The 26183-nt window shown below is 70.2% G+C and carries 19 protein-coding genes and 1 riboswitch; of the genes, 15 read left to right on the top strand and 4 right to left on the bottom strand.

Annotated elements, in window-relative coordinates; all coding sequences use genetic code 11:
- Positions 1 to 726: 726 nt before the first annotated feature.
- Positions 727 to 1620, bottom strand: coding sequence for a helix-turn-helix transcriptional regulator (locus IW256_RS28970; protein ID WP_197013960.1), 894 nt, complete (start codon positions 1618 to 1620; stop codon positions 727 to 729).
- A 43-nt stretch (positions 1621 to 1663) separates the two neighbouring features.
- Between IW256_RS28970 and IW256_RS28975 the strand changes: the two genes are divergently transcribed.
- The 5 genes from IW256_RS28975 (at position 1664) to IW256_RS28995 (ending at position 10460) form a co-directional block, all read left to right on the top strand.
- Positions 1664 to 3292, top strand: coding sequence for an FAD-dependent oxidoreductase (locus IW256_RS28975; protein WP_197013961.1), 1629 nt, complete (start codon positions 1664 to 1666; stop codon positions 3290 to 3292).
- An 84-nt stretch (positions 3293 to 3376) separates the two neighbouring features.
- On the top strand, positions 3377 to 4705 hold the full coding sequence (locus IW256_RS28980; protein WP_197013962.1) for an ABC transporter substrate-binding protein: 1329 nt from the start codon (positions 3377 to 3379) through the stop codon (positions 4703 to 4705).
- 97 nt (positions 4706 to 4802) lie between these two features.
- Entirely contained in the window at positions 4803 to 5627 is an 825-nt protein-coding gene (locus tag IW256_RS28985) for a carbohydrate ABC transporter permease (protein WP_197013963.1), read from the top strand.
- A complete protein-coding gene (locus IW256_RS28990; protein WP_197013964.1) occupies positions 5624 to 6511 on the top strand; it encodes a carbohydrate ABC transporter permease in 888 nt (295 codons plus the stop codon). Before IW256_RS28985 ends, IW256_RS28990 begins: the two co-directional genes overlap by 4 nt.
- 436 nt (positions 6512 to 6947) lie before the next feature.
- Entirely contained in the window at positions 6948 to 10460 is a 3513-nt protein-coding gene (locus tag IW256_RS28995; RefSeq protein ID WP_197013965.1) for a WD40 repeat domain-containing serine/threonine protein kinase, read from the top strand.
- A 339-nt stretch (positions 10461 to 10799) separates the two neighbouring features.
- On the opposite strand, the gene IW256_RS29000 is transcribed toward IW256_RS28995, so the two are convergent.
- Positions 10800 to 14039 carry a glycoside hydrolase family 97 N-terminal domain-containing protein gene (locus tag IW256_RS29000; protein ID WP_197013966.1) on the bottom strand — a complete coding sequence of 1080 codons (3240 nt, stop codon included), beginning with the start codon at positions 14037 to 14039 and terminating at the stop codon, positions 10800 to 10802.
- Positions 14040 to 14258: 219 nt separating this feature from the next.
- On the opposite strand from IW256_RS29000, the gene IW256_RS29005 reads away from it, so the two are divergent.
- From IW256_RS29005 to IW256_RS29025, 4 genes are all read left to right on the top strand, one after another.
- Positions 14259 to 15416 (top strand): ROK family transcriptional regulator, encoded by a 1158-nt coding sequence (locus IW256_RS29005; protein ID WP_197013967.1) that lies wholly within the window; start codon positions 14259 to 14261, stop codon positions 15414 to 15416.
- Positions 15417 to 15939: 523 nt separating this feature from the next.
- On the top strand, positions 15940 to 16692 hold the full coding sequence (locus IW256_RS29015; RefSeq protein ID WP_197013968.1) for an SDR family oxidoreductase: 753 nt from the start codon (positions 15940 to 15942) through the stop codon (positions 16690 to 16692).
- A gap of 520 nt (positions 16693 to 17212) precedes the next feature.
- A complete protein-coding gene (locus IW256_RS29020) occupies positions 17213 to 17857 on the top strand; it encodes a hypothetical protein (protein WP_197013969.1) in 645 nt (214 codons plus the stop codon).
- 11 nt (positions 17858 to 17868) lie between these two features.
- Positions 17869 to 18411 carry a hypothetical protein gene (locus IW256_RS29025; RefSeq protein WP_197013970.1) on the top strand — a complete coding sequence of 181 codons (543 nt, stop codon included), beginning with the start codon at positions 17869 to 17871 and terminating at the stop codon, positions 18409 to 18411.
- On the opposite strand, the gene IW256_RS29030 is transcribed toward IW256_RS29025, so the two are convergent.
- Together IW256_RS29030 and IW256_RS29035 are read right to left on the bottom strand one after the other, a co-directional pair.
- Complete coding sequence (locus tag IW256_RS29030) at positions 18395 to 19207, bottom strand: helix-turn-helix transcriptional regulator (protein WP_197013971.1); 813 nt, start codon at positions 19205 to 19207, stop codon at positions 18395 to 18397. The genes IW256_RS29025 and IW256_RS29030 overlap by 17 nt on opposite strands.
- Positions 19208 to 20174: 967 nt before the next feature.
- Positions 20175 to 20423, bottom strand: coding sequence for a hypothetical protein (locus IW256_RS29035; protein ID WP_197013972.1), 249 nt, complete (start codon positions 20421 to 20423; stop codon positions 20175 to 20177).
- Between the two features lie 67 nt (positions 20424 to 20490).
- Here IW256_RS29035 and IW256_RS29040 point away from each other — a divergent pair, with 67 nt between their 5' ends.
- The 6 genes from IW256_RS29040 (at position 20491) to IW256_RS29065 (ending at position 26149) form a co-directional block, all read left to right on the top strand.
- On the top strand, positions 20491 to 20991 hold the full coding sequence (locus IW256_RS29040; protein ID WP_197013973.1) for a hypothetical protein: 501 nt from the start codon (positions 20491 to 20493) through the stop codon (positions 20989 to 20991).
- A 131-nt stretch (positions 20992 to 21122) separates the two neighbouring features.
- Positions 21123 to 21533, top strand: coding sequence for a MarR family winged helix-turn-helix transcriptional regulator (locus tag IW256_RS29045; RefSeq protein WP_231405337.1), 411 nt, complete (start codon positions 21123 to 21125; stop codon positions 21531 to 21533).
- 113 nt (positions 21534 to 21646) lie between these two features.
- The gene (locus IW256_RS29050) at positions 21647 to 23035 is read left to right on the top strand and encodes a Dyp-type peroxidase (protein ID WP_197013975.1); all 1389 of its coding nucleotides are present in this window, start codon (positions 21647 to 21649) and stop codon (positions 23033 to 23035) included.
- Positions 23036 to 23049: 14 nt separating this feature from the next.
- A riboswitch (cobalamin riboswitch) is annotated at positions 23050 to 23240 on the top strand.
- Between the two features lie 37 nt (positions 23241 to 23277).
- The gene (locus tag IW256_RS29055) at positions 23278 to 24279 is read left to right on the top strand and encodes an ABC transporter substrate-binding protein (RefSeq protein WP_197013976.1); all 1002 of its coding nucleotides are present in this window, start codon (positions 23278 to 23280) and stop codon (positions 24277 to 24279) included.
- Positions 24276 to 25358, top strand: coding sequence for a FecCD family ABC transporter permease (locus tag IW256_RS29060; protein ID WP_307829172.1), 1083 nt, complete (start codon positions 24276 to 24278; stop codon positions 25356 to 25358). The genes IW256_RS29055 and IW256_RS29060 overlap by 4 nt, the downstream gene beginning before the upstream one ends.
- Positions 25355 to 26149 carry an ABC transporter ATP-binding protein gene (locus IW256_RS29065; RefSeq protein ID WP_197013977.1) on the top strand — a complete coding sequence of 265 codons (795 nt, stop codon included), beginning with the start codon at positions 25355 to 25357 and terminating at the stop codon, positions 26147 to 26149. The genes IW256_RS29060 and IW256_RS29065 overlap by 4 nt, the downstream gene beginning before the upstream one ends.
- Positions 26150 to 26183 lie beyond the last annotated feature (34 nt).

Here is a 26183-nt window from a genome sequence, read left to right on the forward strand (position 1 = left end):
AATTCGCTCCAGAGGCCGAAGCGCAGGCGTGTGCCCGGGGCGTGCGATGGTCTCGGCGTACCCATTCGCACGAAAAGCTCTGTCGCCAGTTCTCGCCGTTCACGCGAACGAGCACTTCACCCCTGGCAGGCATGTGAAGTAGGGCCGGGACTGTGAGGATGGCTGATATCAACAGAGAGGCAGCCGCGTGCGAAGAAGCAGACCGACCGCAGACGAGGCAGTCTGCTACCTCATGGACGTAGCGTTCGGTCAGATCCGGTTCATGGCTGGCCGGCGTCAACCGTTCGGCCCACCGGAGCCCGTGGACAGCGAGGACTTCACCCGGCATATCCGAGCGCTTGCCGATGCGTGCACCCCCTACCAGGACCGTTGGCTGAACGGAGCACACGCCAACGGCGCAGGAAGGCAGCCGCAGCGCTCGAAAGGCTCTGGGTCGTCGCCACCCCGCAAGTCCTGACCTGGGCACGCCTCCACCTGGACAAGATCGGTTATGACCGTGGCAGGTTGGACTCCGTCCGCGCTGAGACTCATGCGCGCCTCCAAGCGGAAGGGCATATTCCGCCGACTTGACCAGCGCCGACGAACCACAAGGGCGACAGTTGCCCCGCCAACGCGGTGGCTCCCCGGGATCAGGAAATCAAGATCCGGAACATACACGGGACGATCACGTGGGACACCCACTGCTCATGTGTGCCGCACCGCAGGTGCAGGCAAGTGACCGTCCGGTCATCCCCCCGCCTCTCCGCGCTCCTGGGATCGAGCAGCGGCCTGGGACGGTCGATGGTCGTCGTTGGCGTCCGTTGAGTGCTGGGACCAGTTGCACGCGCGGAGCGCCGTCGGTGACAGGCCGGTGGCCTCCTTGACCTTGCGCGCGAAATGGAAGCTCGTCTTGAAGCCCGAGCACGCCGCGATCGATCCGACCGGCAGCCCCGAGCTGGTCAGCAGCTCGATGCCGTGAGTGACGCGTCGGTCCCACAGGTAGCGCATGGGTGTGGTGTTCATGTGCTGACGGAACAAGCGCACCAGGTGCTCAGGGCTCACCCTCGCGGCTGCGGAGATGGCCGTCAGGTCGATGTCGCTCTGGACGTTGCGGTGGATGAACAGCCGGGCGTCCTCGATGGGCGCCGGCAGTGCGGCGGGCAGATTCTCGAACTCGGCGATGAAGCGCCACAGCAGTGCCGTGGCCAGCGCGTCGACCAGTGCGCCCTGGGCGGTGAGGCGGGTCTGTTCGGTGATCAATGCTTCGCGCGCCATGTACGTCAGGGCGGAGGACAACGGTCTGGTCGGGCGCACTGCCTCCAGCCACCGGTTCATCTGTGGGGTGAGCTCGTCAAGGTCACCGCGTACGAGCGTCTGGCGGGTCTCGGCGCCCTCGGCGAAGCCGATCACCTCGGTGTGCCCGGGCAGCAGGATGCACATCTGCCCCGCGGGGACGGCGTACGGGGCGCGGTCGTCTACGTGCACGACCATCGTTCCGGCATGGATCAGCATCAGCTGAACATGGCCCTGCACGCGGGGCCCGATTTGGGAGCCGGGGGGGTGGACGACGCTGTGGACCACGGAATTGACGATTCTCAGGCGCCGGGAGGCGGTATCAATTCCAGACACAGGCTTGCTCACTCTGGCCATGTTACCGGCGCATTTCCAATGGTGAGATCTCGGCATGACCGAGATTGAGACACAACTTCTCGTTGTCGGCGGCGGTCTGGGCGGCGTCTCGGCCGCACTGGCGGCGGCGCGACGTGGCGTGAGCGTCGTCCTGACCGAGCCGACCGACTGGCTTGGCGGCGTCCTGACGACCCAGGGGGTCCCCCCCGACGAGCACGTGTGGATTGAGCAGTTCGGCTGCACAGCCACCTACCGTGAGTTCCGTGGCGCCATTCGCTCCTACTACCGCCGGCACTACCCCTTGACCGAGGCGGCCCGCCGCACGGTGGCCTTCAATCCCGGCTCCGCCAAGGTCTCCGACCTCTGCCACGAGCCGCGCGTCTCCCTCGCCGTCATCGAGGCTCTCATCGCGCCGCACCGGGCGTCCGGGCGCATCCGGGTACTGATGGAGCACGAGCCGGTGTCCGTGACGAACACGGACCCCGACACGCTGGAGTCGATCACTCTACGCAATCGACGTACCGGTGATCTTACGACGGTGGGCGCCACCTGGTTCGTCGATGCGACGGAGACCGGCGACCTGCTGCCGCTGGCCGGCGTCGAGTACGTCACCGGCGCCGAGTCGCGGGATGTCACCGGTGAACCGCACGCTCCGGAACTGCCGGCCCCGCTCAACATGCAGCCGATCTCGGTGTGCTTCGCCCTCGACCACGTCGAGGGCGAGGACTTCACGATCGCGCGCCCCGACAGCTACGAATACTTCCTGACCTCTTCGGCGACGGACTCGCCGGGCGGCCGGCTGTCGCTGACCACGCCCCATCCCAAGACGCTCGCGCCCTCGCACCACACGTTCTTCCCGAACCCCGTCGAGGACCACACGCTCATCCGTCCGGACTACGCGGACCAGCGGGTGGGGCGCATGGACCGCAACCTGTGGACCTTCCGCCGCATCGCGGCGGCCCAGAACTTCCTGCCCGATGCCTACGAGTCCGACATCACGTTGGTGAACTGGCCGCAGGTGGACTACTGGGACGGTCCCGTCTTCGATGTTCCCGCGGAGCAGGTCGAGTTCCACCTGAAGCGGGCCCGTGAGCTGTCGCTGAGCCTGCTGTACTGGCTGCAGACCGCCGCTCCGCGTCCCGATGGCGGCAGTGGCTGGCCGGGGCTGCGTCTGCGTGGTGATGTGCTGGGCGACAGCCCCGACGGGCTGGCCAAGGCGCCTTACATCCGCGAGTCGCGCCGCATCGTGGCCGAGCACACGATCGTCGAGCAGGAGATCTCCTTGGAGGTCCGCGGGAACCGCGGCGCCGTGCAGCACCGCGACAGCGTCGGGGTCGGCATGTACCGCATCGACCTGCATCCCTCCACCGGCGGCGACTCCTACATCGACATCGGCTGCTGCCCTTTCGAGCTGCCCCTGGGCGCACTCATTCCGGTGCGGGTCACCAACCTGCTCGCCGGCGCGAAGAACATCGGCACGACCCACATCACCAACGGTGCCTACCGGATGCCCCTGGTGGAGTGGAACATCGGCGAGGTCGACGGCCACCTCATCGGCTTCTGCGCGGCCCGGGACGTCACCCCCTCCCAGGTCCGCGCCGACGACAAGCTGCTCGACGAGTTCCAGGCCGAACTGGACGCCGCCGGCGTCGAGCGGCGCTGGCCGAAGATCGTCGGTTACTGACTGGTCGCCACTGGAGCGCGCTGGCGCTCGGCCTGCATTCCTCGTAACACCCCAACCACCCCGTACGAAGAAGCGAGGCGGACCATGCGTATCACCAAGACCGTCGCCGCCGCGACGACCGCCGTCCTCATGGCGGGAGTTCTCGGCGCCTGCGGAACCTCGAAAGGCGGGTCGACCAACGCCGCCGGAGAGATCGAGATCACCTGTGCGACCTGCCAGAAGTCTGCCACCGACCCGTTCTTGCAGTTCAACTTCGAGGCAGCGCAGCGCTTCAACGAGGCCAACAAGGGCAAGTACCACGTCAAGACGCTGCAGAACGCGAACGCCGGCTCCGGGGACGCCAGGTTGCAGTACTACCAGCGCCTCGCGCTGGCCAACGACCTGCCCGACGTCTTCCAGCTGAACAGCGCCGAGATCAAGTCGTTGTCGGGTACGGGAAAGCTGCACGACTTCGCGCCCGACCTCAAGGCCGACGCGAAGTGGGCCGCCTCGTTCCAGCCCCGCGCCTTCGACGCGTTGTCGGGCAGGGACGGGCAACGGTGGGCCATTCCGCAGCAGCAGGATCCCATCGGGATCTTCTACAACAGGAAACTCCTGAAGAGCGTGGGCTACGACTCGTTCCCCACGACCTGGGACGACTTCGAGGCCATGGCCGCCAAGCTCAAGGGCGCGGGCGCCACCCCGATCGCACTCGACGGGGACTGGGCGACCCTTTTGATGTGGTCCAACCTCATCGGCACGCAACCAGCGGGCAGTGCCTTTCTCACCTCTGAGATCGCCACCAGCAAGGACTGGTCGACCAACCAGGCCGCCGTCAAGGCCACCGAGCGCCTTCGCGGCTGGCAGGCCAAGGGCTTTGTGAACGCCGACTCCTTCTCCGGCGACTTCCAGAACGCCGCCTCGAAGTACCTGGCCGGCAAAGCCGCGGCCGTCCCCAACGGGCCATGGTTCGTCAAGACCAACCTGAAGTCGGCAAACGCCTCACCAGGGCTGTACGACGTCACGGATGCCGCCCCGTCCCCCGGATGGGACTCGGGACAAGGGCTGATCGTCGTCTCGGGCGCCGGCTGGGTGTCGGGTACGAGCGACCAGACCAAGCTCGAAGCGGTGGGCGCGTTCGTGAGGTTCATGTCCTCCACCGACGAGGTGGTCAAGCAGGCCAAGGCGACGGGCTCCAACCCGCCCGTCAAGGTGCCCGCCGCCACCGTCGATGCGGCAGGGCTCGAGCCGCTCAGCTCGCGCCTGGTCACCCAGATCCCTCGGGTCGCCCAGACCTTCCCCCACGCACGGGTCCACGGCCCCGGGGGCATCGATGCGGCGTGGAAGAACCTGTGGCCCGCCTACGTCAAGGGCGAGATCGACACGAAGGCCTTCTTGTCGCGCCTGGCCGCCGAGTCCGCGGCGGGGAGCTAGAGCTGTGAGAACCACGCACAAGGTTCGGCCGCGGGCGCCCAAGCCCGCGGCCGGGCCGCGCATCCCTACCGGCATGCATGGCCACGTCGCCGTCTCGTTGCTGCCCGCCCTCGTCTTGTTCGCCCTGTTCTTCCTGGTGCCACTCGTCGTGCTGGCCGTTACGGCGTTCTCCCGCTGGGGCGGCGTCGACTTCGCGTTCACCGGACTGGACAACTACCGCCGGCTGTTCTCCGACCCGGTGTTCTGGAAGGCGGCGGGCAATACGCTCTTCTACTGCGGCGCATCCATGGTCATCCAGGTACCGCTCGGTGTGGCGGTCGGCATGACCCTCGCCATGAAAGTGCCGGGCTGGAAGGTCTTCCGCACGATCATCTTCATCCCGTTCGTCATCTCGGGGGCCGCGTACGCGCTGGTGTTCTCGATGTTCTACAACCCGTCCTACGGCCTGCTGAACAACCTGCTCGCCCCCGTCACGGGCGGCCAGCATGACTGGCTTTTCGACAGCGGTACCGCCCGGTGGGCCGTGGCCGGCACGTTCGTGTTCATCATCGGGTTCGTGGTCGTGGTCGTCATAGCGGAGGTGGCCGCGATCCCCACCGAACTCCTCGAAGCCGCCGAAGTGGACGGTGCGAGCCTGATCCAGCGCCAACTGTTCATCGTCCTGCCGCTGCTGCGCAACATCATCGGCACTGTCATCCTCGTCCGGCTCCTGGTCGACATCGGCATGTTCGACCTGGTCTTCATCCTGACTTCCGGCGGCCCGGACAACGCCACCACGACTCTCGCCCTGTACGCCTACCGTGCCTACGTGCAAGGGCAGTGGGGCTACGCCAACGCCGCCGGCTCCGTGATCTTGATCCTGGGCGCCACGCTCATCGTCACGGTGCGGCGAGCCTTCCGGATCGGAGAGCGAGCCCTGTGACCGCCACCCCGCCTGCCACGACGCCGCCCGCCGACAGCCGCCGACGTGGCGTGCGACGCACCCGTCCGCGCTCGTGGGCCCTGCTGCTCATCTACGGCTTCCTTACCGTGGTCACGCTGCTGTCGCTGCTGCCCACCGTGTGGGTGATGCTGTCCTCCTTCAAGACCGGCCCGCAGGTCTACTCGGGCAAGGGGTTCTTCCCTTCTCCCGCGACCTTCCAGGGCTACATCGACGCGTTCACCGAGATCCATCTGCACACCTACGTGCTCAACACGCTGCTGTACGCCACCTGTGGGACGATCGGCGCCGTCACCGTGGCGTTTCTGGCCGCCTATCCGCTCGCCCGCTACGCATTCCTCGGCAAGAACTTCCTCGTCGCCATGTTCGCCCTGGCCCTGGCCATCCCTCTGGTGGGGCTGGCCACGCCGGTGTTCTTCGTGGTGCGCGAGCTCGGCATGTTCGACTCCCGCATCGGGTTGGTCATCTTCTACTCGGCGCTGGAGTTCCCGTTCTCCTTCATCGTGATGAGATCTTTCCTGCTGTCGTTGCCCACGGAGGTCGAAGAAGCCGCCCTCATGGACGGTGCCGGGTACTTCACCACCCTTCGGCGGATCATCCTGCCGCTGTCGCGACCGGCCATCGCCACCGTGTGCGTCGTGGCGTTCGTGAAGATCTGGAACGAGTTCTTCTTCGCCAATCTGCTCACCGTCACTCAGTCCAACCACAACGTGCAGCTGGCCCTGGCCGGCTTCAAGTCGCAGTTCGGGTACAACGTCACCGGCGCCATGGCCGGCGCGACCATCATCATGCTGGTCCCCATCGCACTGTTCCTCCTCCTGCAGCGCCAGGTGGTCGCCGGCCTGACCGCAGGAGCCGTCAAATGAGCAGCGCCCCATCGCTCCCGATCCTCGGCAGGACCTGGAGGCCGTCCTCTTCGACCTGGACGACGTCCTGCCCCGACCGCGGAGCTCCACCAACTGGGCGATGGTCTTATCACTGAAGTCCCGAGGGGCGACCGGGTGCTCCACCTGCGCCATCGGGTGCGCCGGTGACCGTTCCGAACGGATGCGCGATCCGCGAGACCCGCGGCGGCGGCGCGGCCGGACGTTCCGGTCATCGGGGAGACCTACGTCCATCCGGTTCGGCACGAGTCCAGGCAAGCCACGGCTTCGCCTGCGGGCTGATCGCTTCGTCGAACACACTCCCGCGACCACGGCTTGTGAACTTCTCGGCGGCCGGCCAGAACTTCCAAGAAGACGGGGACGTCTATCTGGTCCTGGGTCAGGATCTTCTTCGTGAGGCGAAGCATGGAGGATGGATTTGGTCGCACCGCTCCTTCCCGGTGATCCGCGCCAGCTGGGAGCCTTCTATCTCGATGGACGGCTCGGCGCGGGGGGCCAAGGGGTCGTTTACGAGGGCTACGGGCCGGGCGGCGAGCGGGTGGCCGTCAAGGCGCTGCACGGCGTGAGCGACCGGGACCGCGACTTGTTGCGGCGGGAGGTCTCGGCGTGGCGGAAGGTGGCGCCGTTCTGTACGACCAAGGTGCTCCATGCCGACCTGGACGGTCCGGTCCCGTTCGTGGTCAGCGAGTATGTGGCGGGCCCGGACCTGCGGCAGGCCGTCGGGGGGCCGGACGGCCGGTACGGGCCGGAGCAGCTCCGGCGGCTGGCGATCGGCCTGGCCACGGCCCTGGTGGCGATCCACCAGGCGGGGGTGGTCCACCGGGACCTGAAGCCTGAGAACATCCTGCTCGGCCCCGACGGCCCCCGGGTGATCGATTTCGGCATCGCCGGGAACGAGGACCTGTCGACCACCACCGGCGCGGTCAAGGGCACCCTGCGCTACATGCCGCCCGAGCGCTATCGGGGGTCGCGTGGCGATGCCAAGGTGGACGTGTGGGGCTGGGGCGCCGTCATCCTGTTCGCCGCGACGGGCCGCGCCGCCTTCGACGGTGAGACCGTCCCCGCCATCGCGGCTCAGGTCGCCACGCACGAGCCCGACACTTCGGTGCTCGACGAACCGCTGCGTTCGCTGGTGGCGGCGGCGCTGTCCAAGGACCCCGCCGAACGGCCGGCATCGGAGGACCTGCTGCTGCGCCTGGCCGGTGGGGTGAACCTGGCCGAGGCCGCGGGCGAGGCCGTTCCCACGCGGACGCCCGCGCGCGCCGAGCGTTCCCGTGCCGAGATGGCCGAGGCCGTGTTCGCGGGGCTCGACCCGGCGGCGCGGGAGGCGGTCCCGCGGGTGTTCCTGCGCCTGGTCGCCCCGGGCGAGCGCGCCGAGGACACGCTGCGCTCGGCGCGCAGGGACGAGTTCACCGACGACCAGACCGGCGCGCAGGCCGTGGAGCGGGTCCTGCGCGGCTTCACCGGTGCCGGGATCCTGGTCTGGGAAGGCGAGTCGGTCACGCTCGCCGGCGCGGCGCTGATCAGGTCCTGGCCCCGGCTGCGCGCGTGGGTGGAGGCCGAACGGGCGGGTCTGGGCGTCCATCAGGACCTCGTCGGCGCCTCCCGGCTCTGGGACGGCCACGGCCGCAAGAACAGCGATCTCTATCAGGGGACGGCGCTGGCCCGGGCGCAGTCCTGGGCCGTGACGGGACGCCGTCAGCTCACCCTCAACGTCGTCGAGCGCGCCTTCCTGGAGGCCGCGGCGATGCTGGCCCGCCGCCGTGGCCGCTTCCGGGCCCTGCTCAGTGCCGTGCTGGCCGTCCTGCTGGTCATCGCGGTCGGTGCCGCCGCCGTGGCGATCGACCAGCGGCAGACGGTCGCCGGCCAGCGTGACCGCGCCGCCTCCGCCCAGATCGCCGGCCTCGCGATGTCCGTGCGCCGCACCGACCCGGACCTGGCCCGGCGCCTGGCCGTGGCGGCGTGGTCGATCTCCGGCACGGCCGAGGCGTGGTCGGCGCTGCTGACGGTGCGGCACCAGTGGGAGAACAGGGCCGTCAAGCTCACCGGTTCCGAGGTGTACGTATCGGATCTGGACGGCACGGGGCGGACCATGGTCGCCGCGTCCGGCACCCGGGTGAGCCTGTGGAACGTCGACACGGGCCGACGGCTCGCCTCCTACACGGCGCCCTCCTCCGTCGACCGGCTGGACATCTCCGAAGACGGCCGTACGGTCGCGCTGCGCACCGGGAGGGACCGGCAGGCGATCGTCCTGGACGCGCCAGGGCTGCGGCTCCGCAACGGCCACCGCTACCCGGCCGCGGGCGACCTTCGCGAAGGCGAGCTGGAGCTCAGCCCGGCCGGCGCCTACCTCGCGGTGAGCGGTCCCGGCGGCGAGGAGAAGGGAGTCGCGGTCTGGGACACCCGGACCGGCCGACGCGTGTTCGAACAGGCGACCGGCAAGTACCTCAGGCCGTCCTTCTCCCCGGAGGAGAACGTGCTGTCGCTGTCCGGTCAGGACGGGGTCGGCTGGATCGACCTGGCCACCGGTAAGAGACTCGCCGTTCCCGATCTGCACCGCGAGGGCCTCGCGCTCGCCCCGGTCCGCTTCAGTCCGGACGGGGTGTGGGCCGTCCTGCAGAACGATCAGGGAGGGCGTCTGGTCTCGGTGGGCAGGGGGCCGGATCAAGACCTCAAGGGCTCGCCGGACACTCCGATGGCGGAAATGCGGTTCAGCCCTGACGGGAGGTACGTCATCTCGGGCTTCACCGTCTGGGAGGTGTCCGGAATCGGCGACGGCAAGCCCATCATCCGGTACCCGATCACACCGGACGAGTGCGCCGGGCGCACCATCCGGTTCTCGGCGAACGGTTCGGAGCTGCGATGCGTCAGCCCCGACGGCGTCCTGCGCTCCCTGGACGTCGCGCACTTCACCAGGCCCGCGCTGGCGGCGGCACACGGGTACGGCGAGACCGCCGCCAGCCGCGACGGCTCGACCCTCGCGCTCTCCTACGGTGACAAGGTCGAGATCTGGTCCACCGCACCGCTGGCCGAACGCTTCGAGCTGCCGGTGCCGGGCACCTCGCTCGGTGGAGTCGGGCTGAAGCTCAGCCGGGACGGCCGCCTGCTCGCCCTGGGGCACCGTGAGATCGACGATGAGATCGAGATCTGGGACCTGACCAAGAGAGCGAAGCTCGGCGTCCTGCCCGCGTCCGTCCCTCCCACGAGCACGCTGGGGTCGGACTTCGCACAGGGCCTGGACTTCGCTCCCGGCAACAGGTCGCTGGTCCGCCGCCAGACCGAGCGAGGAAGCGCCGTGCTCAAGTACTGGGACCTGACCACCATGAAGGTGATCCGCGAGATGCGGGAGGGGCCCACCTCGGTCGAGTTCCACCCGGACGGGAAGGCGGTCCTGGCCACCCCGTCGCCCGGTCTGCTGGCGTTCCCCTCCGGCAAGGCCATCAAGGCGGGCCCCCGGAACCTGTGGCTGAGCCGTTTCAGCACCGACGGAAGAACGCTGTTCCAGCACCCCGAGCCCAACTCCAGCAGGATCCTCACCTTCGACGCGCGGACCATGCGGCCCAGGGGAGACGGCCTGCGGACCGGATCGGTCCCGGGCGGCGGGGGCCCGCCTCCCGTCGCCCACTCCTCCGACGACCGCCTGATCGCGACCCCGCACGGGACCGGAGACGCCGCCCAGATCAAACTCTGGGACCTCAGGACCCGCACCCAGTTCGGCATCGCGCTGACCGGCCACCTCGACTTCGTCGTCGCGATGACGTTCACCCCCGACGACTCCGCGCTGATCAGCGTCGGTCAGGACGGCAGGTTCGTCCGGTACACCATCGCGCCACGCCTGCTGGCCGACGAGCTCTGCGGGAAGGCGGGCGCCCTGACCGAGGCGGAATGGAAGGCGCGCATCCCCGACGTCCCCTACCGCCGGAACTGCTGACCACGGCGAAGCCCGAGGACGTCGCGTACGGTGCCGGCCCGCACGCGTTGGCGGAACCCCTGCTCGACGTTCTCACCCGGTGAGGGACGGCCTCCGGGAACGCGAAGCGGGGCGGTGCCGAGGGTCTCGGCGCCGCCCCGCTCACCGGTCTTGGTGGTGTGGGCCTAAAGGGCTGTCTCGAAGTGGCTCAGCCACCGCGCGAGCGCGTTGACTGCCAGGTGGGGCGATGCCGGAGGCGAGCGCCGCCTGGCGGATCGCGAAGCGATGTCGCGCTCGCCCAGGCCCGGTCAGGCGCGAGCCGCCAGGCGAGCGCCGTGGGCCGGGACTTTTGAACAGGGGCTATCGGCGGATGACGCCCGGGTCGGGTTCGAGGGTGATGGAGTCCAGGTTGACGTTGCCGTTGTCGTTCGGGCCGAACACGAAGTTCAGCGGGGTGGCCTGGCCGAGGGGGAGGCTGACCTCGTGCTCCGCCCAGGTGTCCCAGGTCGGCTGGGTGGGCAGCCGCAGTTGCACGGACTGCGTCCCGCCGGCGAGGGTCATGGTCTGGGTGCCGCCCATGGCGTTGGCGTAGCGGAGGCGGACGGTGTAGAGGCCGTCGGTGGTGACCGGGGCAGTGAACCGTACGCCGCTGTCCCTGGTCTTCAGGCAGGCCACGAAGCCGGTGCCGGTGTAGCCGGGGTGGTTGGTGCGCAGGCACGCGCCGCTGACGAGCTGCGCGGACTCCGCCTCGATCCGCCGCGGGCCGGAAGCGAACACCTTGGCGGAGGCCAGCAGGCCGGCCGCCACGTCCGGGGCGATCGGCCCGGCCTCGACCAGGGTCGTGAACCGGCCGAGGGCCTCCCGCATCCGCGCCGGGTCGTTCGCGACCGCCGCGGCGACGGCGGCTTCGACCTCGGAGGCGAGCCTGCCGGACAGTGCGGGGTCGAGGGCACCCGTCTCGGTCGCCTGCCGCACCTTCAGCGCGAGGGAGAAGAGCCCCTGCGGTGCGCCGAGCCGGGCGGCGAGCCGTTCGTCGATGGCGGTACGGGCCTGCGCGGTCACGTCGGCGACGGGGAGACCGTAGAGGGCCAGCCGCACGTCCTGGAGGCCCAGGAGACGGCCGTCCGGGTCGCCCTGGCGGAGCTCGCTCTCGGCCTTGTTGATCGCGGGTTGGAGGACTTCCAGCGCGGACGGCGTCACGTCCCCGGACTTCCGCAGGTCGCGGACGAGCCCGAGCAGCGAACGCGTCTGCTCCACCGGGACCGGCTTGCCGCGTTCGCCGGCGGGCGCGCCGACCGCGACCCGGAAGTCCCGGTCCGGCACCTCGGCGGCGGGGAGCGTCCACTCGGCGGTCCGGGTTCCGCCGCCCGCGACGCGGACGCGCCGTACCTCACCGGCGGGGCGCCCGTCGATGAACGCGCGGGCCTGGAGTTCGGCGACGGTGCTGCCCTCGTTGGTGAGCGGAACCTTCACGGTGAGCCGCTGGGTGGCCGGGTCCAGCACGGCCTCGGGGGTGCCGTAGGCGGCACGGGGCGGGGCGTACCGGGGCAGGTCGCCGAGATCCGCGGCGGTCGCGGGCCTGATCTTGACCGCCTGGCCGCCGGCGGCGACCAGGGACATCGACAGCCGGGTGGACGACCGGACGAGCGTCCTGCGGATCTCCACCGGCAGCGGGTCGCCCTTCCAGGTGGTCTCCTGGGCGTCGGCGTAGGTCTCCGCCACGAAGGTGCCGTGCGGGAGGAACGACAGCGGCACCTGGAGGGTCCGGTCGTTCTCGTCGGTGACCGCACCGAGGTACCAGGTGTCGCCCTTGCGCCGGGCCGTCGTGGTGTAGTCCCCGATCGCGCTGTCCAGGACGCGGGTCTCGTCCCAGGTGGCGGGCATGTCCTTGAGGAAGGCGAATCCGGGGTGTGCGGCGTAGTTCTCGGGGGTGTCCGCGAGCATCTGCAGCGGGCTGAAGAACGTCGGGTACAGCGCGAGCTGTCCGGCCGAGGTGGTCTGGACGCGGGTCCCGAGCCGGGCCGGGTCCCAGGTGACGTTCAGGACGCCGGGCGTGTAGTCGGCGGGCCCTCCCATGAACCGGGTGAACGGGAGGATCGTGGCCTGCGCGGGCGGGTTGCCGTTGGCGCCCATGTAGTTGTGCTGCTCCATGCCCGCGACGCCCTCGCCCGTCATCATGTTCGGGTAGGTGCGCGACAGGCCGGTGGGCTTGATCGCCTCATGGGCGTTGATGGTGATGCGGTGCCGGGCCGCCGTGTCGATCACCCGCTGGTAGTGGCGGACGGCCTCCTGGTCGTAGTGGCTGCGGTTGACCCCGCCGAGCAGGAACTTGGTGGCGTAGCCGGTCTTGATCGCGTGGATGCCGAGTTCCTCGTACCTGGAGAAGATCTTCTCCATGTTCCGGTCGTAGTAGTCGACGTCGCCCCGGGTCTCGTTGTGCGCGACGTACCCGACGCCCTTCTCCTTGGCGTACCGGAGCACCTCGGGGAGGTCGAAGTCGGCCTGCGGCGTCAGGAAGTCCTGGCCCGACCACGAGCCGCCGGAGTTGGTGTTCCATCCCTCGGCCAGCACGAACCTCGCGCCCGCCCGCTCGGCCAGGTCGATGTACTGCTTGACCCGTGCGGTGGTCGCGCCGTGCTTGGGCCCGGCGTTCCACGTCGTGTGCCGGCGCTGGAGCTCCCACCAGACGCCCACGTACGTCGCGGGCTTGATCCAGGACGTGTCGCCGCACATCGTGCACGGGTCGTTGAGGTTCTCGACCAGGTGGGACTCGCCCAGGTCACCGGGGCGGTCGCCCACGGTCAGGGTGCGCCATGGCGTGGAGAACGCGCCGTTCAGCTTGGCCTTGGTGCCGTCAGGGAGGGCGATCAGGTCGCTGGAGAACCGGCCGGGCGCTCCCGGTACCGCCTTCAGCGTCATGCTGGGGTAGTCGGTCAGGTCGGCCTCGTGCACCACCACGTAGGAGTCCGCGGCGGGCGAGGCGGTGATGGGGGTCTGGGCGGTGGCGACGCCGGACAGGGGCAGGTCGCGATAGTGCTGCTCGTCGGCGGACCAGGTCCTGCCCGCGGCGATCGACCAGCTCCTCGCGCCGGGATCGAGGGTGAACTCGGTCTGCTCGGCGGTGACGGTGTAGGCGCCCAGCCCGGGCTGGTCGGGGAAGTGGTAGCGGAAGCCGACCCCGTCGTCGAAGACCCGGAACACCAGGTCGAGCTCGAACCCCGTGCCGTCCTGGACGGCGTGGACGGTCAGCTCGCGCGCGTGGTTCCTGACCTTGCTCGACGTTCCCCAGACGGGCTTCCACGTCTCGTCGATCGTGCGCCGCTCGACCGACTCGATGGTCATGTCTCGCGTGAGGCTGGGCCGTCCGGCGAGGTCCACGCCGAGCCCGGACGCGCCGACGAGGGTCTTGCCCTTCTTCGTCACGCCATAGGTGAGGCGTCCGTCCACCGAGGCGATCGCGACCCGCAGATCGCCGTCGGGGGACTCGACGACCTGGGTGCCCTTCCCCTCGACCTCCGCGAGGCCGCCGGGCGGGCCGGGCTCCTCGGCCCGGACGGGCGCCGCCGCGATCCCTCCCGTGACCAGGAGCGCCGCTGTCACCGCGAGCAGTCTCGTCCGTCTTCTTCGCCATTCCGTGGCATCACGGTTCATGCATGCCTCTTCTGCGGGGGGTGTGGGGTGGGGGCGAGCGGGCGTGGAGTGACGGAGACCACTCCACGGCGATTTTTGTGATCATAGATCTCACTAGAGAATGCGGTCAACGCTCTTAATCTGAGTTAATTAGAGTGTTCAACATTGTAATTGGGTAGTCTGGGCCGGGTGCCCACCACACCGAACCAGCGGATCGAGCGCAGCAGGCGCACGATCCTCGACGCGCTGAACCAGTCCTTCCCGGCGACCCGGCAGGAGCTGAGCCGCCGGACCGGCCTCGCACCGAGCACGGTGGCGGGGATCGTCCGGGGCCTGCTGGCCGAAGGGCTGGTGCACGAGCACGAGGCCGCCGACCACGCGGGACGCGGCAGGCCCTCCGCCCGGCTGTCCCCGCGCCGCCCTCCGGGGCACATCGTCGGGATCGACTTCGGGCACACCCACATCTCCGCGGCCCTCGCCACGACCGCGCAGGAGATCGTCACCGAGGGCAGGGTCCGCCTCGACGTGGACGCCTCGGCGGGCAACGCGCTCGACCAGGCGGCGATCCTGGTCGCCGGGCTGCTGGACCGCGCGGGAGTCCCGGCCGGATCGGTCCGGCGGACGGCGGCGGGCATCCCGGGCCCGATCAACCAGAGGACCGGCCGGATCCAGTCGGCCACGATCCTCGCCGGCTGGGCCGGGGTCCGGCCCGGCCGGGAACTCGGCGCCCGGCTCGGGGACGAGGTGGTCATCGCCAACGACGCCGAACTCGCCGCGCTGGCCGAGCACACGCACGGGGCCGGGCAGAACGTGTCCGACCTGATCTACGTCAAGGCGTCCCACGGCATCGGCGCCGGACTGATCCTCGCGGGCCGGCGGTACACCGGGGCGTACGGGGCGTCCGGGGAGATCGGGCACACGCTCGTCCAGGAGGGCGGGTCGCAGTGCCGGTGCGGGCAGCGCGGCTGCCTGGAGTCCGTGGTGTCGATCGGCGAGGTGTGGAGGCAGCTCACCGCGGCCGGCCTCCCCTCGCCCGACCACCCCGAGGACCTCTCCCTCGACGCCCTGGTCGGCGACCCGGTCGCGGCCCGTATCGTCGCCGACGCGGGACGCCGGCTCGGACGGGTCCTGTCCGACCTGTGCAACGCCCTGGACCCCGCGATGCTCGTCATCGGCGGCGAGCTCGCGACCGGAGGGGACGCCCTTCTCGAAGGGATCCGCGAGTCCCTGCGCCGCTTCGCCCAGCCCGCGATCAGTGACCGCGTCCAGGTCCGCTCCTCGCCCCTGGGCCACCGCGCCGCCCTGGTGGGGGCCCTGACCCTCGCCGCGGCGGAGTCCCCCCTCTGAACGACGGCCGCGAGAGGCGTTGCCGCCGGCCATCTGCACCATGGTCAGCAGCCGGTAGGCGACGTCGTCGGTGTCGTACGACGACGCGAACCACGTGAAGTTCATCCACGCCCACCACACCGCGAAGAAGACCTGGAGGAACGGGGCGAGCCCGGCCGGGGCGTGCCCCTCGGCGACGTCGTGGGGCGAACTGCCCGGCGACGGCCGCGACGGCCACCACGAAGGTGAGGTCGAACAGCAGCTCGAGCGGGCTCGCCGTGCGGTGCGGCTCGTCGATCGGGCGAGCGGTCATCGGAACCCGGATCCGGTACCTGGTGTCTGCCGGCGGCACGTTCCCGCTCCCGTCGTTCCGTGGGTACGTCCTGCTGACAGAGACAAGACGGCGTCCTCGCCTGTGACACCTCGGACCCGGCGACCACGATGTTCAAGAACTTCCGCCGGAGCTGTCACAGGCCGGAGGGGTGCCCTGTCTTAGCTGGCGACCGGAAGGCGAACAGAGCCCCGGCGGACAGGAAGGCTCATCATGAAGATCGTGATAATCGGCGGCACCGGAATGATCGGATCGAAGCTCGTGACGAAGCTCGGCGAGCACGGCCACGAGGCGGTGCCGGCCGCGCCGAACACCGGCGTCGACACGCTCACCGGCAAGGGCCTGAGCGAGGTCCTGGACGGCGCGTCCGTGGTGATCGACGTGTCCAATTCCCCGTCCTTCGAGGACGCCGCCGTACTGGAGTTCTTCGAGACCTCCACCCGCAACCTGCTGGCCGCGGAGGCCGCCGCCGGGGTGCGCCACCACGTCGCGCTGTCGGTGGTGGGCACCGCCCGGCGACCCGACATCGGCTACTTCCGGGCGAAGCTCGCCCAGGAGAAGCTGATCGAGGAGTCGTCGACCGGGTTCTCGATCGTGCACGCGACGCAGTTCTTCGAGTTCGCCCGGCGCATCGCCGACGACGCCACGGACGGCTCCACGGTCCGGATGCCGCCGGTGGCGTTCCGGCCCATCGCGGGCGACGAGGTCGCCCGGACGGTCGGCAGGGTCGCGGTGGGCTCGCCGCTGAACGGGTCGATCGAGATCGCCGGGCCCGAGCAGTCCCGGATGGACGAGTTCTTCCGGAACGCCCTCACGGCCTGGGGCGATCCGCGCGAGGTGGTCACCGACCCGCACGCGCGCTACTTCGGAGCGGAGCTGAACGAGCGGGATCTCGTGCCGGGCGACGGCGCAACCTTCGGCGAGATCACCTACGCCGACTGGCTGAAGGACACCGCCGGCGAATAACGCCCCGCGCGCGCTTCCTGAACGACCACCGCGCCACGGCAGCGGGCGGCCAGCCCGGCGCCGTCGAGGTGTTGGGAGGAGGCGCGCGATCCCGGCCGCCCTGGCCTGGCCGGCGGAGGCGCGCGAGCTGTCGGCCTGGCACAGGCCGCTGGATGTCGGCGCCGACTCCGGCGGCCTGGGCGGCCGAGCGCTTCCCGGTACGGGAGCTTCACCGGCCTGTTCGCCTCGGACGGATCGCGGCCAACCCCTGCGGTTCGGCGTCCGCCCCGTCGGGCACCCGTCCCGACCACGCGTGAAGGAAAGACGAGCACTGCGAACGCCGACGACTTCGAGGGGGCTCAAGCCTCAACCGAACAAAAGAACCGCTTCATCTTTTTCACGAGGAACAACCTGAAGCAGCCGGCCTCTTGTTCCTCAGAATGCCTCATGTTCTCCTTCTTTTGTCCAGATCATTTCCCCCCAAAGGAGAACAATGCCCACAAAGGGAATGTGGAGCGGGAGTGCCCTCCTTCTGGCAGCGGTGCTGTCGCTGGCGGCCTTCTCGTCGGGCGAGAGCGCACGCACGGTGGAGCTGGCCGGACGGGCGGACGCACCGGCCAGTCGGCAGGCCAAGGAGCCGGTGCTGGCGGAACGCCCCACGATGTTCGCGCACAGCGTCGAGATCAATTTCTTCGAGGACCTGGCCACCATGGCCGCCACATCCGATCTCGTCGTCCTCGGTGAGGTCCGCTCGGTGCGGCCGGGTCGCTGGGTCGGCGAGGAAGAGCCGAAAGGCCGAGAACGCGTCCGCGATGTCACGATCGAAATCGAGGAGGTCCTTCTGAACAACGGCTCCGGCGCCGCCCCGAAGACGGTGACGGTGGACGAGTGGGGCTGGGACAGCCGAGGCGTGGGCTTCCAGGACGAGAACGTGACGTGGACCAAGGCGGGCGACCGCGGCTACTACTTCCTCACTCCGGTGAAGGACGCGCCCGGGCACCACCGACTGATCAACTCACAGGGCCGGGCCCTGATCAGTGGTACCGAGCTCACGCCGAGCTCCGAGGAGGGCGCTCCCCTGCACGAGGAGATGCACCACCTGTCGCCGAAGGGCTTCGAGAACTCCTTGTCAAAGGCGATCCGCGACATCCGTGCGGGCAAGGTCCGCCCCCAGAAGAAGCCCTGAGCTCAGAGGAAGTGAGTGACAAGATGCGCATGGCCCTCTACCCGCTCGGTGTGTTGACCGCCGGACTCGTCCTGTTCGGGACCGCCTCGACCCCGGCCCACGCCGGCCACGGCGGCGAGATCATCGGTCCCGACAACAACCAGCAGGCGGTCAAGGGAGAGGATCTGACCGCCCGCGGCCGGCTCGCCCTGCAGAGGGGCCGCGGGCAACTCGACCGCACCAAGATCGATACCTCTACCGGTGGCGGCGACATCTACGTCCGGGACGGAAGGTACGGAGATACCGGAAGATACGGACGGATGTGGTGCAGCAAGCAGGACGGCAACGGCGACTGCGACATTTACCAGATCACCTTCAACAATTCGACGCTGCCCGCCACGGACCGCGCGTACCGCGCCGTCGGATGCCACGAGTTCGGGCACACCGGAACGCTGGGGCACCGCGCCCGGTCCGCCGACTCCGACAACAATTCGTGCATGCGTACCTACATCAGCGACAACTGGTCCGGGAGCCTGGACTCGCACGACATCAATGCGATCAACGGCAACGCCTGAGACCGGACTGATGGGCCCAGGTGCCCTGCCCTTCTCCGCGGGGCAGGGCACTTTCACGCGCAGGCTCGAACTGCGTATCGTTCCTTGCCGGAGGGCCGTCGAGGAGGCCCGAAGACGCGATACGGAACCCGAGCTGGACGCGACTCCCGGCACCGAGGCGACGGCACAGCGCGGCGACGTACCTGCGGCAGGCCCGCACGCTCATGCCCAGCTTCCGGGCGATGGTCTCATCGACGTGCCCGGCGACGAGCAGCTGGGCGACGGCCAGCTCGACTTCCTGAGCGACCTCCCCGCGGACGGGCTCGGGCCCGAGCGTGCTCGAACGCTCCCAGGCGGCGGCGAAGAACTCGGCAAGGTAACCGGTGAGAGCACGGTGCCTGATCTCGAGCCACGCGGGGACGAAGGCGGTCGCGGAGTCGAAGAGAAGCATGGGAAGGGCGGGGAGAGTGGTGGTGCGGATCTCCGCACCCTCACGGAGTAGCGGCCGGAACCGCCCGAGCAGGGGCTTGTTGGACCTCAGCGAATGCGGATAGAGGAACTTGACCGCGGCCCCTCGTTCCAGCAGCGAAAGGCTCGGGTCCAGCCATCTGCCCATGGGCAGTTCAGGTGGGCGAACGACGAGCAATCGTTCCCGGGCCTCGGCGAACGCGGCCGCCAGCGCCTCGTCGACCGTTTCGGCACCGTCAAGCGGAGTGATGGAGCCCTCCGGGCTCGCCCCTGAGGCCAGGCGTAAGGGAGCCAGTGGCTCCAGCAGAGGGTCGAGTGCCGCGTGCAGATCTCCGAGTCTTCGCCGCATCTCCCGAAGCTCCCACTCGATCGGACCTAGCGCTCGGTACAGAGAAGAAGTCTCAGAACTCCGATAATTCATCCGTTCCATCCCCTCAGGCACAATGTCACCGACGCCCTCCACCCCCGCAGGCGCTAAGCGGCAGAACGACCGATCGGCCGTCCCCGCTTCACGAAGTCAACACCCGGACAGTGTTTCCCTGCTGTAAAGCGCCTGCCCAGCGATAGGGTGGACAGCTGCCGGCACCGCGCAGGATTCGGCGAAACAGCGAGAGTAAGGGCTAATCTTCTTCGCCTCCGCCGCACTCGAACAGTGACCCCGACTTTCGGCGACAGGACGCTTCCAAGTCACCGGCTTCCTGTGGCATCGCTCGCTGGAGGATTCCGGAATCGGCGAGCAGTACGGAGTCGTGGTGCGCCGGTTGTGCTGTGCGCGTCAGGTCCTCCGGCGGACGGGCGACGGCACGACGCAGGTCACCGGTCACGAGAGGCCGCCCGAGATCAGCGGGTCGGACGCGCGCCCACCCCTCGCCGATCCTGAAGACTGGAGCCGTGGTCGGGACGCTCTCTCCAGTAACTGCGGACGCCGTGCGCGGCGGCCCTGTGCTTGCAGTTCGGCTTGGAGTAGGCGGCGGCTTCTTGCGAAGCGGCGAACCGGCCGGCGGACAGTTCTCGGATGGGTGCCGTGTGCTGCGCGGCAGCGGGAGGCGACGCGAGAGGCCCGCCTGCCAATGCGGCCGTGACGCTGAATGCAGCTGCGTTGGAGCGCTTGGCCATCGGCTGTCCTTTTGTTGGCGAGAAAGGATTTGGCATGGATGCCCTATAGACGCCGCAGCCCACTGAGGTGTGACACCGCCGGCGAATAACGCCCCGGACCCAAGAACCACCATGAGTTCCGCCACGAACTCGAGATCGGGACGGAGCCGGGCCTGGCCGAGTCGAGCCGCCCGGACGAGGCCGCCGGACATGCTCCGCGGTCAGGCGACTCCCGCGCGGTCCAGAAGCCGGTGCATGGTTTCGACGGGCAGCGCAGGGTCGGTCGCCGCGGGTTCGGCCAGCTTCTGGTCGTCGAGCAGTTCGAGCAGCGTCTCCAGCGGCAGTCGCGGGTCGGCGGCCGCCCCTCGATGGCACCGGGTCCTGACGGGCCGCTCGGCGGCGTGCCGGTCCCTGTTCTCCCGCGGGCACGGAGGGCACGGCGCGGTCCGATAATGGACGTCCTTGATCATTAACGGCAGCGCTCGCCCGAGGTCCCGTTCTCCTGCGGTCGACGTCCGGACACCTCTGGGAGAGTCGATGCACACCCGCCTGTTCGCCGTGGTCGCTTCGTTCGTTCTGGGCCTGGGAACGGCCTCGTGCGGAGGGCCGGAGAAGCCCGTCTCCTCTCCGCGGCCCGCGGCCACGAGCGCCGAGCCGTCCAAGCCCGCGAAGCCGGCCGGGACCCGGATCGGCCACTACAAGGACATCGTCCTGTCCCGGAGCTTCTCCATCGACTTCGACGACGACCCGGCCGGCAAGCGCGTGGTCGATGGCGACCTCCAGTTCTTCATGGAGATCGAGGCCCACCGGATCACCCTGCTGCCGGCCGGTGTCCGCGGCGGGTACCAGGTGTGCCGGGATCGGACGGGGCGTTCCACGGCGCTGGGCTTCAAGGCGGTGAGCGCGGGCCGTTCGATCTGCGTCGTCACCGAGTCCGGCCTGGTGGGGCTGTTCAAGGTCAGGCAGCTGCGGATCGGGGAGTACGCCGACCGTGGCGTGTTCCGGTTCGATCTGACCGTCTGGCAGGGGGCCGCCTAGGCCGCACGCCACTCCTCGGCGAGCCTCCGGTAACGCGGGCCGCCAGGCGGGGAGAGGGCGGACCGCCGGACGGCGCTCTGGGGGACACTGGGACGGTGACCACCGACGACGTCCGCCCCGGCCCGCCCGTGATGAGCACCTCCATCTTCCTGCTGTCCCTGGCGCGCCGGATCGAGACCGAACTCAACGCCCTTCTGGCGCCGCTGGACCTCACGGTCAGCAGGCTCGGGCTGCTCGGTCACATCGCCGTCGTGCCGGGGGCCTCGTTCAGCGATCTGGCGCGGATGTCCGGGATCACCGTGCAGAGCGCGCACGGGGCGGTGAAGGCGCTCGCCGCCGCGGGCCTGGTGCGCGACCGCAACGCCCGGGCGGGCTCGGCCTCGACACTCGAGATCACGGCGGAGGGGGCCCGGCTGCTGGAGGCGGCCCAGAGGGCGGCGGCCGAGGTGGACGACCGGATGTTCGGCGCGGACGCCGACCCGGTCCACCGGCAGGTCGGGGACGCGGTGCGCGCCGCGTTCGCGGGCCGCTTCACCTCCTGACCTGGCACGAGACCTGATCTCCTTCCCTTTCGACGGACCCACCTTCAGCTTTCCTGAAGGTCGGCCCTAGGCTTCAGGTTACCTGAAGGTTGATCGATAGGGAGCGAGCCCTCATGAGCGAAAAGCCGGGAAGTCCCTTCTCGCGGCGTGCCGTCATCACCACGTTCGCGGCGACCGCCGGTGCCGCCGCCGCGGCGGGCGGAGCGCTGGCGGCGGGCGGACGCGACACCGCCCCGGCGCGCCCGTCCGGCACGGAGCGGCGGACCGAACCGTTCCATGGAACGCACCAGGCGGGCATCGCCACACCGCAGCAGCGGTACGCGATCTTCGCGGCGTTCGACCTGGAGACCACCGACCCGCGCAAGGGCAAGCGGCTGACCACCGAGCAGGCCGCGGCCAACTTCCAGCGGCTCGTCCAGGGGTGGTCGGCCGCCGCCGAACGGCTCACGCAGGGGCGTTCGCCCGGCCCGATGCCGTTCGCCCGGACGGAGGTGCCGGCGGACTCCGGCATCGCCGACGGGCTCGAACCGGCCCGGCTGACCGTCACCTTCGGCCTGGGCCCGGACCTGTTCGAGCGGATCGGGCGGGAACGCGACCGGCCCCGGCGGCTGAGCCCGCTCCCCTCCTTCGGCAAGGACCGGCTGGAGGCGGCCTGGAGCGGCGGTGAGATGCTCGTCCAGGTCTGCGGCGACGATCTCCAGACCGTCAGCCGCGCCTTCCGCACCATGCGCAGCCGCGCCCCGGGGGTGGCGCGGCTGCGCTGGAGCCAGCAGGGCTTCCTGGGCATGTTCGGCGACTCGACTCCGCGCAACCTCTTCGGCCACAAGGACGGCACCGCCAACCCCCGGCCGGGAACCCCCGAGTTCGACGACGCCGTCTGGGCCGCCGCGGACGAGCCGGCCTGGTTCTCCGGCGGCACCTACCTGGTCTTCCGCAAGATCCGGATGGACCTGCCGAAATGGGACACCTCCACGGCGCGGACGCAGGACCAGACGATCGGACGGCGGCGTTACGACGGCGCCCCGCTCAGCGGCGGGCACGAGTTCACCACCCCCGACCTGCGCAAGACCGGTCCGGACGGCAAGCCGCTCATCCCCGCCGACTCCCATGTGGCACTGGTCCGGGACGTCCCGATGCTGCGGCGCTCGTACAACTACGACTACGGCTTCCAGGCGCTCGCCGAGCCGATCTCGGCGGAGCACGATCACGCCGAGGGCGCGGACCACGACCACGGCGAGGACATGCCGGAGCACTCCGGCGGCGGCCATTCCAGCTACGACAGCGGCGTGCTCTTCTGCGCCTACGTGCGCGACCCCGCGGAGTTCGTCCGCCTCCAGCGCAAGCTGGACGAGTCCGACCGCCTGAACGCCTTCATCCAGCACACCGGCAGCGCCGTCTTCGCCGTCCCGCCGGGCGTGCGGCCCGGCGGGCACGTGGCCTCCGCGTTGTTCACCGCCCGGTCACACCTGCTCGCCGCCCGCGCCCGCCCACGGCACGGGTAGCGACTATTGCGGACGTGCCGGATGTGTCACCATGTGCGGTGTAGGCGACGGCGGAACGAGGAAGCCGGTGTGAATCCGGCGCGGTCCCGCCACTGTGATCGGCGAGCGAAATCCCCGAGCAGGCCACGGCCCGTACACCGGGCGGGAAGGCCGGGACGAGCGTTGACCCGAGAGCCAGGAGACTCACGCGGTCGCCTCCTCGAAGCAACTGGGGCGGATCTCCCCAGAGAGGAGACGGCATCATGCCCAGGGGTTCGTCAGGCCAGGCACCGGCACTCGTGCCACTGCTGGTCTCGCTGGTGCTGCTGGTATCGGGGTGCGGCGGCGCGGAACGCGCCGCGGACGGCGCCCGGCCCGGAGCGGCACCCCCGGGGTTCCCGGTCACGGTCGCCAACTGCGGTGTGACGACCACCTACCAGCGTCCGCCGCAGCGCGCGGTCTCGCTCAACCAGCACGCGACCGAGGTGATGCTGGCGCTCGGCCTGGAGGGGTCGATGGCCGGGACCGGATACCTCGACGACAGGGTGCTGCCGGAGTTCCGGCGGGCCTACGACCGGGTCAAGGTGATCTCCAAGGAGTACCCCTCGTTCGAGGCCCTGCTGACGGCCGAGCCGGACTTCGTGTACGGCGGCTGGAAGAGCGCCTTCGAGGAGAAGGAGGGGCGCTCCCGGGCCGCCCTGAAGAAGGCCGGCATCGACACCCACCTCAACATCGAGGAGTGCCCGCGGGGGCCGGTGACCATGGCCACGGTCGAGGAGGAGATCCGGACGATCGCCAAGATCTTCGGGGTCTCCGGCCGCGCCGAGCGGCGGATCGCCTCGATGCGCGCCGTCCTGGACCGGGTCGAGGGACGCCTCGCCGGGGCCGCGCCGCCGAAGGTCGCCGTCTACGACAGCGGCGACAGGACCGTCTACACCGCGGGCGGCGCCGGGATCGGGAACGAGATGATCCGGCTGGCCGGCGGCACCAACCTGTTCGCGGACGTGAGGAAGGCCTACGCCGACGTCTCGTTCGAGCAGCTGGCCGAGCGCGCGCCCGACGTCGTCCTCATCTACGACTACGGCGACCGTTCCGCCGAGGACAAGAAGAGGTTCCTGCTGGGCAACCCGGCGCTGAGGAACGTCCCGGCGATCAGGAACGGGCGGTTCGCGGTACTGCCGCTGTCGTCCACGGTCACCGGCGTACGGGTGGCGGCGGCGGTCGAGGCGCTGGCCCGGCAGCTCCATCCGGACCGCTTCGCGTGACCGGAACCGCCGAGCCGCGAGCCTCCGTCCCGGTGGCCACGGGCGTCCGCCTGCGCGCCCGCGTCCCGTACCCGCTGGTGCTGGTGCTGCTGGGGGCGCTGGTGACGGCGGCGGCGACGGCCGGGATCGCGGCCGGGTCGGTACGGGTGCCGCCCGACCAGGTCTGGGGCATCCTGCTGCACCGGCTCCACCCGGCCCTGGCCGAGCCGTTCTGGTCCCCGGTCCGCGAGACGATCGTGATGGACGTCCGGCTGCCCCGGGTGCTGCTGTGCGGGGTCGTCGGCGCGGGCCTGTCGGTGTGCGGGATGGCGCTGCAGGCGCTGGTGCGCAACCCCCTGGCCGACCCGATGCTGCTGGGGGTCTCGTCGGGCGCCACGGTCGGCGCGGTCCTGGTCGTGGTGTTCCACGTGGCCTGGTTCGGCGTGTTCTCACTGCCGCTGGCCGCGTTCGGGGGCGCCCTGCTGGCCCTGGTCCTGGTGTACCTCCTGGCCCGCTCGGGCGGGCGGATGACCACCGTACGCCTCGTCCTCGCCGGTGTCGCCACCGCCGAGGTGCTGTCGGCGGTGGCGGGCTACCTGGTCATCACCTCGGACGATCCGCGGGCCGCCGACGCGGCGCTGCGCTGGATGCTCGGCGGCCTGGCCGGCACCACCTGGACCGTGCTGTGGATCCCGGCGGCCGCCGTCCTGGCCGGTACGGCGGTCCTGCTGGGCCTGTCCCGGCCGCTCAACCTGCTGCTGGCCGGGGAGGAGGCCGCCGCGGCCCTGGGCCTGGACGTGCACCGCTTCCGCGCGGCACTGTTCGTGCTGGTCGCACTGATGATCGGGACGATCGTCGCGGTCAGCGGCTCGATCGGCTTCGTCGGTCTGATCATGCCGCACGCGGTGCGGCTGATGACCGGCGCCGACCACCGCCGCGCGCTGCCCGCCGCCGCGCTGCTGGGCGCCGCGTTCCTCATCCTGACCGACCTGGCCGCCCGGACATTGATCAGCCCCGAGGAGATCCCCGTCGGCATCCTCACCGCCCTGGTCGGCGGCCCGTTCTTCCTGTACCTGATGCGCCGGAAGGCGGCACGGTGACCGGCGACGCACCGCCCCGGGCGGGGACGCTGCGGGCCGAGGAGGTGACCGTCGTCATCGGCGGCCGTCCCCTGGTCCGGGGCGTCTCCCTGGAGGCGGGGCCCGCCGAGGTCGTCGGGCTCGTCGGCCCCAACGGCGCCGGCAAGTCCACCCTCCTGCGCACGTTCTACCGCGTGCAGCGCCCCACCTCGGGACGGGTCCTGCTGGACGGCGACGACGTCTGGCGGATGCCCGGCAAGCGGCTGGCCCGCCGGCTGGCCGCCGTCCTCCAGGAGGCCACCGAGGACTTCGACCTCACCGTGTACGACATCGTGGCCATGGGCCGTACCCCGCACAAGCGCGCCTTCGAAGGCGACGGCGCCACCGACCGCGCCATCATCACCGAGTCGCTCGCCGAACTGGAGGCCGCGCACCTGGCGGACGCCCCGTTCGACCGGCTGTCGGGCGGCGAGAAGCAGCGCGTCCTGATCGCCCGCGCCCTGGCCCAGCGGACCGGCACGCTGGTCCTGGACGAGCCCACCAACCACCTGGACCTGCGACACCGGCTCGACGCCCTCCGCCTCGTCCGGCGCCTCGGCGTCACCGCGATCATCGCCCTGCACGACCTCGACCTCGCCGCGGCGCACTGCGACCGCCTCTGCGTCCTGGACGGCGGGCGCCTGGCCGCCGCCGGGCCGCCCGCCGAGGTGCTGACCCCGGCGCTGCTGGCCGAGGTCTACCGCGTCCACGCCGAAGTGAGCGAGAACCCCCACACCGGCGCCCCCCAGATCACCGTCCTTCCCGAGAAGTGACCCCGCCAGGGGGGCGCGGCCGAGCGTCCAGGCC

Origin of the sequence: Actinomadura viridis, from assembly GCF_015751755.1 — a bacterium.
GTDB classification, from domain to species: domain Bacteria; phylum Actinomycetota; class Actinomycetes; order Streptosporangiales; family Streptosporangiaceae; genus Spirillospora; species Spirillospora viridis.